Origin of the sequence: Neobacillus niacini (assembly GCF_046591715.1) — a bacterium.
GTDB lineage: Bacteria > Bacillota > Bacilli > Bacillales > Cytobacillaceae > Neobacillus > Neobacillus niacini_L.
Genome location: NZ_JAWVNQ010000001.1, coordinates 16,245 through 29,116, shown reverse-complemented (window position 1 = coordinate 29,116; position 12,872 = coordinate 16,245). Strand labels below are relative to the sequence as shown.

The window sequence follows — 12,872 nt, the reverse complement described above, 5'->3', positions numbered from 1 at the left end:
TATAACAGGAAGCTTTTCTTCTAAGCAAACCGGTAATATATTAGGAGGAAAGTGGCCAAGGTAAACACAAAGTTCAAAAATACAAAAACCATCTGAGAAATCTTCGTCGCATGTATTTTAATTGGAGGATCATAAAATGATACACCTTCTATAATAAAAATAATTAAAACAATATGAATCATCAGGTGTCCAATAATTTCCGTGACACCAAATAGCATGGTTGTTGAAATAAAAATCAGTGTCAACACAAAGGCCAATAGCCGGTTTAGGATTCCAACGATCAATAGATATCCAACGACAAATTCAATAAAAGCAGCAAGTATCACAAACGTTTCCGGAGGAAAGCCAAAGGTAGGAACAGCATGTTGATGAATAATATCCATACTCATTGCCGGATAGACCCATTTTTCAACGGCTACCCAGCATAGGGACAACCCAGTCCCTAAATATAGAAAAGGGAATCCCCAATCAGCTAATTTTGTCTTTCCTACAAGCAATACTCCTATAATGGCTAAATAAAAGCCATAATCAAGCATATGGAACAGCCCGGAGTGTGCCAGCTGATACATAAATAATCCCAATAATATAAGGGCCCCTGCTTTTGTTGCAAAATGATTAGGTACCAATAGCAGAATAATCGTAATCCACATTAATATTCTAACAATTTGATTTGTGACTGCGAATTCTGGTGCAAAGATCGTCCCAGCCAAAATCTGTATAATTAACGCAAGCGCAGTACCATATTTTAGGATATACCTTGAAGATTTACGTTGTCTGTCAAGTATTGTATCAATCCTTTTTGTGATAGCTATCTTATCAAGGATCGGCAATACCTGTGGCAGTACAGCAAGCAGCGCAGCAACCAATAAGCTAAGGATCATGAAGAGCGGTGATAAGATGTGCTCAATTTTTTCTTTTTCTGGTGTAACTTCTGTAAACCATTTAACATGAGCATCTGCAAAAAGAGGGGAACAAATCATAACCACTACTAGCAAGATGAAGACTATACCTTTGTTTTTCATTAGGTCCTCCCAAAAAGTATTCATCTTTATAGTTTTCGCTTACGAACGTAAATATTCTATTAAAAGAAAATATAACAAGGTTATTTCACAGTTGGACTTTTTTCTTCTATAATAAGGTGAGTTATTCCATGTTAGGAGAACATGAATGTTAAAAGACTTTTTTTCAAATGCAGCCATTCTGATTGCTTCGTTTACCGTAATGGGGCAAATGTTTAAAAACAAACCATTACACCCTTCCTCCACTCAGAGTACCAAACTTTATTGGGGAATCGGGTATGGTATTCTTGGAAATATATTAATGTTATTTAGCTTCCAAATTAATTTGACAACCATTGCTGATTTACGCCATCTTGCCATTGTCATTGCAGCTGCATTTGGCGGGGTTGTCCCGGCAATCATTGCTTCTATATTAATTGCCTTTGGGAGGATTACTCTCTTTGGTTTCACGGACACTGCCTTTGTAGCAGCTATTAGTGCCATTCTAACCGGAGTGGTTTGTGGATGGTTTTCTAAATTAAAGATTCATCCAAATATAAAAGCATTTATTATGAACCTTATTGGTTTGTTTTTTATTTCAATTGTCTTTGCCATCTATATAGAAAATACAAGGACCCTATTTAATGTGTTAATGTTTCATTATCTTATTTCCTTAATTGGTGGATTTTTTGCTTATCATTTATCGGTATATATTGTTAATTCCAATGCAGCGGTGCGAGAATTAAATCTTAGTTTAATGAAATTGCAGGAAAGTGAAAAAAAGCTCCACAAAGCAAATGAACTTTTAAATCAACTTTCATATATGGACGGGCTGACAGGCATTGGCAATCGCCGATATTTTGATGAAATTCTCAACAAGGAATGGTCTAGGTTAGCTGCAACGCAATCACCATTAACTCTACTCATGTTTGATATTGATTATTTTAAAAAGTATAACGATACATATGGCCACCTTGCTGGTGACCAGTGCCTCCAAAACATTACCACTGCCATAAAGGAACTGGTTGCAAACAACCCTTATAGTTCATTTTGTAGATATGGCGGTGAGGAATTTGCTCTGATCTTAACCAAAACAAAGTTAGATAGGGGTTTTGAAATAGCAAAATTAGTGCAAAAGAAGGTACAATTACTTCAAATTTCACATAGGAGTTCGGAAATATCGGATATTGTAACACTTAGTATAGGAATTGCCTCCATCATTCCTCATTCAGAATCCGAACCAAAAGATTTAATTCAAGCAGCGGATACTGCTCTATATAACTCCAAAGCCAGCGGAAGGAATAAAATTTCAACACTTTAAATATAAAACGGAGGGATGTATCCTTCCGTTTTATACATTTTTCTACATTTTCCTTCTTATTTCAGTCTTTTATTCAAAATAATTAGTAAATTCTGTTGTATTCATACAAAGTTAAATGTAAAATTTTCCTATAAGCTTATGGACGGTGAAATAGATGGAAATTACAAAACACCTTTTCTTAAATCTTTCTATTTTAATAATATTACTCCTGTTATGCTTAATTTGGCTTGACCGCAGCAAGGCACTTCCTTTTTCTAAAACTACTATTACCATTATTTCTGTCCTATTGCTATGGATTTGTCTCCATTTTGCCTATAGCCCTGTTCCCTATGCGAGATATGATTTGCGTATTATCCCTATCGTCATTGGCGGTTTATATCTCGGTATCGGTCTTATAATGGTCGCAGGATTAATCATTATTAGGAGCCTATATGGACTTGACTCAGGTTTGATTGGAACGATCTTTCTTTATATTCCACTCGCAATTATTTTTTTTCGATTATCACCTTGGTTTTGGAAGCAATCTTCCGAACGAAGAATTTACACAGCAATTTGTTTAGGAATCATACTCGGAATTATTAGTACTGCTGGGGAACTAATAAACTATACAGGCAGCGCTTGGTATGATGTTTTGTTTGCCTACTTGGTACTACCCCCGCTTGGAATTAGTCTTATCGCCTATTCGATTGAATATATCAAAAAAAGTGTCGAACTTAAACATCAACTAATAAAAGTGGAAAAGTTAAAGGCTGTCGAACAAATGGGTGCAGCCATATCTCATGAAATTAGAAATCCATTAACTGCAGCCAGCGGGTTTGTTCAGTTACTCAATGATGACTACCTCCCTAGACATAAACGTAAAGAATACCTTTCAATCGTCAAAGACGAACTTATTTCTGCAGAAAGAGTCATCGAAGATTACTTAACGTTTGCTAAACCATCTTTAGTTTCAATTGAGGAACTAAATGTAAAAAATGAACTTAGGCAAATTATTAACATCCTAACTCCAATGGCAAATCAAAATTCGGTAGAAATTATCACTGACTTTTCTGTGATTGGTTTTATTAAAGGTGATCGACAAAGATTTCGTCAATGTTTTATTAATATTCTTAAGAATTCAGTAGAGGCAATGCCTAATGGCGGGCATCTTTATGTTGAAACTCAGTATAGCAAGGAATATATAACTATTTGCATCAGGGATACAGGAATTGGAATGACCTCCGAGCAGCTTGAAAGACTTGGTGAGCCTTATTATTCAACTAAAGGGAAGAATGGCACAGGTCTCGGAATGATGGTCGTTTATAGTATAGTCCGTGCTATGAATGGTTTGATTCAAGTCGAAAGTGAATTAGATTCCGGCACCACATTTCACATAAAATTTCCAACTATCACCTCATTTATGAAAAATGAAAATTGATAAGTATGAAAAAAATCGACAGGTATTGTACCTGTCGATTTTATATATATCTTTCATGTTAGACTTTACATCTTTGTTATATTTTGATATTCCCCAACAGCTGTTGGCTTTGAGTAATCCTCCTGATCCATTCCACTATTTTGAATCGCAGCAATTACCTTTTGGGTTGAAGGACTAATGTCCTTTTCAAAATATGGTTCGTAGGCTTCCAATGGCGGCTTCTTGGTTGCATAAACGGCAATTAATACGCCAACAAACGCTACGGCTAAAGCAATAATGAAGGGATTTGTCGCACCCATTACTTTTGCAATGACATAAACGAAAGAACCAAGGATAATGTTTGCGTAAGCGCCTAAGCGATTCATACGCTTCCAATACAAGCCTAAATATACGACAAAAAAGAATGCTGCACCAAACCCCCCATACACATAAGTGAATCCCATTGCTAGTAAAACTGGAGGGTTAATTGCACTTACCACGGCTAGAATCCCTAGAGCAAAAATACAAAATCTAAGTTGTTTTCTTTCTGTATTTTCGCTGATCTTCTTATCAGGAAAGATGTTTTTATAAATATCATTATAGAGAGAAGTACCGCAATGCAAAAGCATAGAATTCGCAGTTGAAACAGCCGCAGCACATAATGCTACCAACGTTAAAGCACCAACTAATGGGTGTGCATACTCCATTATTACGATTGGCATGATATAATCGGTAGTTTGTCCTGCTGGAATACTAGGAATAAGCGTTTTAGCTCCTAATCCAATTACAATTAATGGAAGGAAAATAGCGATTAAAACAACTACTGATAACACCATTTGCATTATTGCTACTTTGACACTTTTTGGTGCTAACATCCTTGTTACCCAGTGCGGCGACACCGCTGCTCCCATTGAATTAGAGATAAAAATAGAGAAAAGTGCACCCAAACCAAATGTACCAACTGGAGATAAAAGAACACCTGAGCTTAGACTTTCTCCACCCTCAATCGTCGGACTTGTAGTAGTAGAGAGGGTGTGATAGATATTCTCTAATCCTCCTGTTGCTGCTAACACAGCACCTGCTCCCAAAACTACCCCTAATACGATTAAGATTGTATTTACAGTATCTGTAACCGCAACAGACCAGAATCCACCAATACTAGTAAAGAGTAAAAAGAGTAGAAATACAAAAATAGCAATTTTATAATCTATTCCTGTTATGGTTGAGAATACAATCCCGAAACCTACAACTTGTAAGTGTGTAAAAACGAAGTAACCAATCAGCATTAATGCTGCAACCAGTGTCCTTAAATGACTGCTTTTCTTAAAAGGCTCATATCTCATTTGAACGTATTCAGGAAAGGTCCTTGCAGGTGTTTTTGGTCTTCTGACTTTATAGGCAACTAACGGAATTAATGCTGTTCCGAAGAACCAACCTGCTACCCAGCCGATAACCGCCGCTACTCCTGAACTATAAAGATATCCTGGGACACCCATTACCGAAGCTACACTCACCCAGGTTGCAACAGAGGTTCCAACTCCTATCCACAGCCCCATCCGATGCCCGCCTGTTGTAAAGTCAGACATTGATTCAACATTTTTCAGACTTTGCAAACAGGTCCAGATCAAAAATACCATATAAAAGCCAAAAACGGCTATATACCAATTCATTGTTCTTCCCCCTCTTACTATTATAATTTAAATATTTTTCCCGAAGCACCCCAGCGCTTTACGCCTGATTTTTCAATGCGATAACAAAGGAATGTCCCAAATCCAATTGAAAATAATATTGTAAACAACCAGATAGAAAATGCTACGATCACAGTAATCACTCCTATTAAATTGGTAAAATGCTATTTTAATACAGGTGCAAAAGATTCAAATCGTACGAGGTTCGTTGTAAAATCCGGAACCTTTTTAGTATTTTCCGCTTCTTTTACTAACTGAACAACCAAATTGTTGTATGGCGTTTCCACACCAACTTCTTTCCCCTTTTTACTAACAAAACCATTGATATAATCAATTTCTGATTTTCTCTGTTTTTCTAGGTCCTGAAGCATACTTGCTTTCAGCTTTCTATGCGGTCCCCAAACTTCCTCATAAAAATCCATTTTTTCTGCAACAGTTTGTCCATCTTTTAGTTCCAAAAACTCCATATCTTTTCCTTGCATCTTGGCTAATTCAATACCATGTGCACGGGCTACTTTAATGGTTTCATCGGCAATATGAGCCAAACTAGTCATAGCACTTTGATTATCGAGAACTTCTTCAAAAGTACAGCCTAGTGCCGCTGACATCCCGCTAAAAGTTGCATTCATTAGTACCTTCGACCATTTAATGCCTAGAATATTAGAAGAAATTTCACAATAGCCAACATGTTCTAATACTGCTTTTATTTTGGATAAACGAGGTGTTATACTTCCATCGACCTCACCAATATCGAATGCGTATTTCTTAACTGTCTCCCATTCTGTGGTCAGTTCAGATTCTCCTGGACCTTTCCATGTGGCTCCAAATCCTACAACACCGCCAACGGTCCTTTTTGCACCAATAATTGAAGCAACGTATTCTTCAGGGACTCCATTTTGAAGTGTACAAACAATACTATTTTCATGAAGATGTGGAATTAATTGATTTAAAGATTCATAATTGTAAACCTGTTTTGTTAATAGAAAAACCAAATCATATGTATTATTTATATTCATTGGTGTTATTGCATTAACAGGAATCGTTTTATTGATAAAGCCCGTCAGTTTTGCACCGGATTGATTCAACCTATTAACATGTTCTTCATTGATATCAATTAAATCTACCTTTTCCCCGCCCTCTGTCATTAATGCTCCAATGATTGTTCCTAAAGAGCCTGCCCCCATTATGGCAATATTCATTAAAAATCCCCCTATTCTTCTTCCGTAATTTAAGCCTAGTTATTTAACATAAGGTGTGCAGTTTGGTTTACCTTTGGATATTCGAGACACTAGTCAGCAGATTATTTCTTTTTAATTTATCTAATCCTAAAATTTTTCTTGCCTCATTAGGCGTAGCAACTTCTCTTCCTAATACAGCGGACAATTCTGTAATTCTCTTAACAAACTGTGCGTTTGAAGTGGCTAATTCCCCTTTACGGTAATAAACACTATCTTCCATTCCAACTCGAACATGACCGCCTAATAGAATACTCATCGTATTAATAGTTAATTGATCCTTACTCGCCCCAATAGCTGACCATGTTGAACCCTCAGGAATACTATCTATTAAAAACATTAAGTTTTTCGGGGTGGCCGGCATTCCACCATGAATACCAAGTACAAATTGGAAGTGTAATGGTGTTTCAATTAATCCCTTCTTCGCAATTCTTAGTGTGTTATGGATCATTCCTACATCGAAAATTTCAATTTCCGGCTTAATTTGTCGTTCCTTTGTAATCGCTGCCAACCGTTCCAAAAACACAGGAGTATTATGAAAAACACCTTGACCAAAGTTCATGGTTCCCGCATCAAAAGTGGCCATCTCAGGATTTAATTCACAAACTCTTAATCTAGCTTCATCATCCATCCCTATTCCACCGGCAGTTGTTAAGTTTAATATGATGTCACATTTGTCTTGAACGCGGTCAATGACCTCTTTATACGTATCAAGTTCGAGCGTGTTATCCCCTTTATGATCCCTAACATGAATATGGGCAATCGCTGCTCCAGCTTTCCATGATTCATAGACCGAATCTGCAATCTCTTTTGGCGATAATGGTACATATGGCGTATGTTCCCGAGTTGTTGCTGCTCCTGTCGGTGCTACAGTAATGATCAATTTTTCCATCAATTTTCCCTCACATTCTATAATTTTAAGTTTCGATTTTATATATGCAATTTCTGTGCCAAGTCTAATATGTACAGAAATAAAGCTTTTTTTCTACTGCTTAAAATTAAGTTGATGAATTTATTCATCGGATTTTCCACAATAACCAAATTTTCCGATAATTTGCGCAAATAACAAGTGATTAAAAAAAGAATCACTTATGATTCCTTTTTTAATCACTAATCTGAATCCCTAATTTTTGGGCTTTTTTAACTACTGATGATTGGCTGATTTTTAAGACTGCCGCAGCTTTTCTTGTACTTCCATAGTCTTCCAATGCTTTTTCAATCGTCTCTTTTTCTACTTTTGCCACAATTTCTTTAAGGCCAAGTTCAATGCTTGGTTTTTCTTTGCTCTCAATGTGAATATTTAATAGTTTCTTTGCTAGACCAACTTGAATATTTCTGTTTGTTTCAGAAACGATAACCATTCGTTCAACTATATTTCGCAGTTCTCGAATGTTACCTTTCCAAGTGTAAAGTTTAAATACTTCATAAACATCTTGATCCAGCTCTACTTGTTTTTTATACTTTATATTATAAATGTTCAAGAAATGTTTCGTCAGTACTTCAATGTCCGTCGGACGATCTCTTAGCGGCGGGATACTAATTGGAAATACATTTAACCTATAATAAAGATCCTCCCTGAATTTCCCCTTTTTTACAAGATCATATAGATTGCAATTGGTAGCGGCGAGAATTCGAACATCAAATTTAATCGATTTGGTTCCACCAACACGTATTACCTCTTTTTCCTGTATAATCCTTAGAAGCTTCGATTGTAATTCAAGCGGCATTTCTCCAATTTCATCCAGCAGCAAAGTACCTTTATCGGCCAGTTCAAACATCCCGATTTTCCCTTTACTCGATGCCCCTGTAAATGACCCTGCTTCATAACCGAACAATTCTGCTTCTAGGAGACTTGCTGGAATGGCAGCACAATTGACCTTTATAAATGGTTTCCCTTTTCTGTTGCTATTCATGTATATTTCATTAGAAACAACTTCTTTCCCAGTCCCCGTCTCTCCCGTTATGAGCACAGTTACATCCAAACTCGCTACTTGATGGATCATTTGAATAAGGGATTGAATTTCTTCACTATTACCAATTAAATTATTAGAAATATGCAGATTTCTCAGGTGTTCAATTTCATTTTGTGAGGAAACAAGCTTTTCTTGCATTTCCAATAAATCGGACATATCGCGATTGATAACAACAACCTTTTTAACATTTCCGTCCTCATCAAATATAGGGGTTCCAGAAATTAATACTTTCACCCCGGTGCGGATCTCTGCCATGGCATTAATTGGTTTTTTGGTTCTAATGATTTCAGGGGTAATGGCATTTTTAAAAAAGCCTTCTTCCATTAAATCACTAACATATTTATTTAAAACAAGTTCCGCTTTCAAGCCAGTTATTTTGCTATAAGATTGATTAACATATAATGTTTTTCCTTCCCCATCGGAAATATAAATCCCATCATATATCTCATCACATATTTTTTTATAATCAATAGCCTCGTCTAAATCATCCAGCTCATTACAAACTCTTTGTAAATCTGATTCCATCTCTGTCCTAATTGAAGAATTAGGCATCTTGGTTTCCAAAGATTCTATTAATTCTTTAAGTATTATCTTTGATGAATATAACTTTTCTTTGTTCATATTTCCCTCACTAATCTGTATTTTCAGGCTATTAGAATAATATTATCATTTTTTCCTTTATATTGGGATAATTCTTTGGAGATTTTATTAAAGAAACGTGAGTGCCAAAAAAAAATGCATAAAAAGGCAGGCTTTTGGCAGCCTGCCTTTTTACATTACGCATACATTTTATTTTCTTCTTTTTGAAAAAAGCTTTTCATTGCATGGAATACATCCGCTTTTTGTTTGAGAATATAGTAGCGGAACTGCTCATCTTTTATATTCTTGTAGGCTGACATTAGAGTGGAATGACGATTATACTGATTTACTTCTCCATAACCAAACATGTTGGAAACCTTCATGAGTTCTTCAACAAGCTTGACACAGCGGGCATTATCAGATGTTAGATTATCACCATCAGAAAAGTGGAATGGATAAATGTTGAACTTACGCGGGTTGTATTTTGCATCAATGATTTCTAATGCCTTTCGGTAAGCTGAAGAACAAATGGTTCCCCCGCTTTCCCCTTTTGAGAAGAAATCCTCCTCAGAAACTACCTTAGCTTCTGTATGATGGGCAATGAACTCTATTTCAACTGTTTCATATTTGGTACGTAAGAAACGAGTCATCCAGAAGAAGAAACTTCTTGCCATATACTTCTCCCATATTCCCATCGACCCGCTTGTATCCATCATAGCAATAACAACTGCCTTGGAGTCTGGTTTAATCACTTCATTCCAAGTTTTAAATTTTAGGTCCTCTTTATAAATTGGATGGAATGCCGGTTTCCCTGTCATCGCATTTCTCTTAAATGCTGACATCATGGTACGTTTCTTATCAATGTTGCCCATTAGACCTGTTTTGCGAATATCATTGAATTCAATATTTTCTACTAAATGTTCCTGCTCTTCTTTTCTTTTCAGATTTGGCAGCTCTAACTGCTTAAACAAAGCTTCCTCTAATTCCATTAGTGAAACTTCTGCTTCAAAGTAATCCTCACCTGCTTGATCCCCAGCGCCTTGCCCTTTTCCAGGACCTTTTTGCTGACTTGACCCGTCACGAGCAACTACGTCACCTACTTGGCTTTCACCGTCACCTTGGCCCACGTGTTTGTTTTTATCATAATTGTAGCGGATTTTATATTCGTCTAATGAACGAATTGGTATTTTTACCACATCGCGTCCATTGGACATAATAATGCTTTCTTCTGTAATTAAGTCGGGAAGATTATTTCTAATTGCCTCCTGGACTTTTTCTTGATGTCGCTGCTGATCATCGTGGCCTTTACGGTGGAGGGACCAATCTTCTCTTGAAATTACAAATTGATGGTTATTGTCAGACAATGTAAACCCCTCCTTGTTAATTTTTATTGTTTTCTAGAGTCACATTTTTTTGGAATAAATCATAAAATAACCCGAGTGTAAAAATGCAGATAATCTTGATTACTTTATCCTATGCAGAATCAGCAAATAATTTACAAATTATTTTGACAATTGGGCTCACACCATTAAAAATGGACGAGCTTTTTCGATTTGCCAAATTGGTGAGAAATAACCCATTTGAAAAAAACAGACTGGCAGATTCCTTCCGCCAGTCTCTCCTAACTCATTACCGGTTTAACAAACTTCCTACATATCGCAATAGTTCATTTGCGGATGTTGAATTATAGCCGTGTTCATCAATTAATCTAGCAACAACATCATTAATTTTCTTTAGCTGCTGCTCATCAGGTGTTTTGGAAGAAGTCGTGATCTTAACAACATCTTTAAGATCTGCAAATAATTTCTTTTGAATGGCTTCACGAAGTCTATCATGTGAGTTGTAATCAAATCGTTTACCTTTTCTAGCAAAGGCAGAGATTCTAATGAGGATTTCTTCTCTAAATGCTTTTTTGGCGTTCTCCGATATACCTATTTGTTCCTCAATGGAACGCATTAATTTTTCATCCGGGTTTATTTCTTCACCTGTTAACGGATCACGAAGCTTAGCTTTGTTGCAGTAAGCCTCGACATTATCAAGGTAATTATCCATTAATGTCTTAGCAGACTCTTCATAAGAATAGACAAATGCTTTTTGAACTTCATTCTTGGCAATATTATCATACTCTTTCCGTGCAACAGAAATGTAATTCATATAGCGCTCACGGAGTTCTGCTGTGATAGAAGGATGTTGATCCAGCCCGTCTTTTAATGATCTTAATACATCTAAAGCATTAATAGATGGTACTTCTTTACGGATGATCGTTGATGATATCCGGTTAATGACATAACGCGGATCAATACCGCTCATACCTTCATCTGGATATTCTTTCTTTAGTTCACTTACATCAACCGCATTAAAGCCCTCCACATTTTCTCCATCGTACAGACGCATTTTCTTTACTAAATCAATATCACCCTTTTTCGGTTCCTTCAGGCGGGTTAATATCGTAAACATCGCAGCAACCCGTAACGTATGCGGTGCGATATGCACATCCGAAACATCACTTTCACTAATCATCTTTTCATAGATTCTTTCTTCTTGTGAAACTTTTAAATTATATGGAATTGGCATAACGATAATCCTGGAATGCAAGGCTTCATTTTTCTTGTTTGAGATAAATGAACGATATTCGGTTTCGTTTGTATGAGCAACAATAAGCTCATCTGCAGAGATTAAAGCAAACCTTCCTGCCTTAAAGTTTCCTTCTTGTGTTAAAGAAAGCAGGTGCCATAAGAACTTTTCATCACACTTCAACATTTCCTGGAATTCCATCATTCCGCGATTCGCCTTGTTCAGTTCACCATCAAAGCGGTAGGCCCGCGGATCGGATTCTGAGCCAAATTCGGCAATAGTAGAAAAGTCAATACTGCCTGTTAAATCTGCAATATCCTGTGATTTTGGATCAGATGGGCTAAAGGTTCCGATTCCAGTCCGTTTATCCTCTGAGAAAAAGATTCTTTCTACTAACACATCTTCGATTCTTCCACCGTATTCCTGCTCAAGGCGCATCATATTTAATGGTGAAAGATTTCCTTCAATACGAATACCATATTCTTCATAAAAATCCCGGCGTAAATGATGAGGAATTAAATGAAGCGGGTCTTCATGCATTGGGCAGCCTTTAATAGCAAATACAGAGCCTCTATCCGTATGGGAATAGGCCTCTAATCCACGCTTTAGCATGGTTACTAGTGTAGACTTACCGCCGCTTACCGGACCCATCAGCAACAAAATCCGTTTTCTTACATCAAGCCTTTTAGCAGCAGGATGGAAGTATTCCTCAACCAGCCTTTCCAATGACTCTTCTAACCCAAATAATTGATTACCAAAGAAATTGTAATTCTTAGTCCCTTTGACTTCCTCAATACCAGCGTCTTTGATCATATTATATACTCGTGAATGTGCAGATTGTGCTACCCATGGCTTCTCTTTTAACAACTGTAAGTAATCTCCAAATGACCCTTCCCAACGTAGCTTTTCCTCTTCTTCTCGGAACATCTCAATTTTTTTTAGGATATCCATAAGGCCCTCCCCCTGTAGCGTTATCAGAGACGATTAATATACTCTATGCACCAAATAACTTGAACATGCGTAACGATGAAGTATTCCTTCCTATCTTTTTTGTTTTAAGAAAAGATTGGAATATTGCTCTTTTCATTTTTTTAAGATAGGCTATAAT

The 12,872-nt window shown here is 36.7% G+C and carries 9 protein-coding genes; 2 read left to right on the top strand and 7 right to left on the bottom strand.

The features are described from left to right. Positions 1-20: 20 nt before the first annotated feature. Complete coding sequence (locus SFC47_RS00205; RefSeq protein WP_411252221.1) at positions 21-1,022, bottom strand: DoxX family membrane protein; 1,002 nt, start codon at positions 1,020-1,022, stop codon at positions 21-23. 145 nt (positions 1,023-1,167) lie between these two features. Here SFC47_RS00205 and SFC47_RS00200 point away from each other — a divergent pair, with 145 nt between their 5' ends. Beyond that, positions 1,168-2,319, top strand: coding sequence for a GGDEF domain-containing protein (locus SFC47_RS00200; RefSeq protein WP_411252220.1), 1,152 nt, complete (start codon positions 1,168-1,170; stop codon positions 2,317-2,319). A 154-nt stretch (positions 2,320-2,473) separates the two neighbouring features. Beyond that, positions 2,474-3,736 (top strand): ATP-binding protein, encoded by a 1,263-nt coding sequence (locus tag SFC47_RS00195; protein ID WP_411252219.1) that lies wholly within the window; start codon positions 2,474-2,476, stop codon positions 3,734-3,736. 65 nt (positions 3,737-3,801) lie between these two features. On the opposite strand, the gene SFC47_RS00190 is transcribed toward SFC47_RS00195, so the two are convergent. From SFC47_RS00190 to SFC47_RS00165, 6 genes are all read right to left on the bottom strand, one after another. Further along, entirely contained in the window at positions 3,802-5,385 is a 1,584-nt protein-coding gene (locus SFC47_RS00190) for a sodium:solute symporter family protein (protein WP_411252218.1), read from the bottom strand. Between the two features lie 182 nt (positions 5,386-5,567). After that, complete coding sequence (locus SFC47_RS00185; protein ID WP_411252217.1) at positions 5,568-6,602, bottom strand: ketopantoate reductase family protein; 1,035 nt, start codon at positions 6,600-6,602, stop codon at positions 5,568-5,570. A gap of 67 nt (positions 6,603-6,669) precedes the next feature. Beyond that, positions 6,670-7,530 (bottom strand): beta-keto acid cleavage family enzyme, encoded by an 861-nt coding sequence (locus SFC47_RS00180; protein ID WP_411252216.1) that lies wholly within the window; start codon positions 7,528-7,530, stop codon positions 6,670-6,672. Positions 7,531-7,741: 211 nt separating this feature from the next. Next, complete coding sequence (locus tag SFC47_RS00175; RefSeq protein WP_411252215.1) at positions 7,742-9,232, bottom strand: sigma-54 interaction domain-containing protein; 1,491 nt, start codon at positions 9,230-9,232, stop codon at positions 7,742-7,744. Positions 9,233-9,387: 155 nt separating this feature from the next. Further along, complete coding sequence (gene yhbH / locus SFC47_RS00170) at positions 9,388-10,554, bottom strand: sporulation protein YhbH (RefSeq protein WP_411252214.1); 1,167 nt, start codon at positions 10,552-10,554, stop codon at positions 9,388-9,390. A 265-nt stretch (positions 10,555-10,819) separates the two neighbouring features. Continuing rightward, positions 10,820-12,715: a PrkA family serine protein kinase gene (locus tag SFC47_RS00165; protein WP_179598083.1), complete on the bottom strand. Its 1,896-nt coding sequence runs from the start codon at positions 12,713-12,715 to the stop codon at positions 10,820-10,822. Positions 12,716-12,872: the final 157 nt, after the last annotated feature.

Bases quoted from the DNA above. Each gene is read 5' to 3' on its own strand.
- SFC47_RS00175 (WP_411252215.1), bottom strand. From the start codon at position 9,232: ATGAACAAAGAAAAGTTATATTCATCAAAGATAATACTTAAAGAATTA.
- SFC47_RS00185 (WP_411252217.1), bottom strand. From the start codon at position 6,602: ATGAATATTGCCATAATGGGGGCAGGCTCTTTAGGAACAATCATTGGA.
- SFC47_RS00195 (WP_411252219.1), top strand. From the start codon at position 2,474: ATGGAAATTACAAAACACCTTTTCTTAAATCTTTCTATTTTAATAATA.
- SFC47_RS00165 (WP_179598083.1), bottom strand. From the start codon at position 12,715: ATGGATATCCTAAAAAAAATTGAGATGTTCCGAGAAGAAGAGGAAAAG.
- SFC47_RS00180 (WP_411252216.1), bottom strand. From the start codon at position 7,530: ATGGAAAAATTGATCATTACTGTAGCACCGACAGGAGCAGCAACAACT.
- SFC47_RS00190 (WP_411252218.1), bottom strand. From the start codon at position 5,385: ATGAATTGGTATATAGCCGTTTTTGGCTTTTATATGGTATTTTTGATC.
- SFC47_RS00205 (WP_411252221.1), bottom strand. From the start codon at position 1,022: ATGAAAAACAAAGGTATAGTCTTCATCTTGCTAGTAGTGGTTATGATT.
- SFC47_RS00200 (WP_411252220.1), top strand. From the start codon at position 1,168: ATGTTAAAAGACTTTTTTTCAAATGCAGCCATTCTGATTGCTTCGTTT.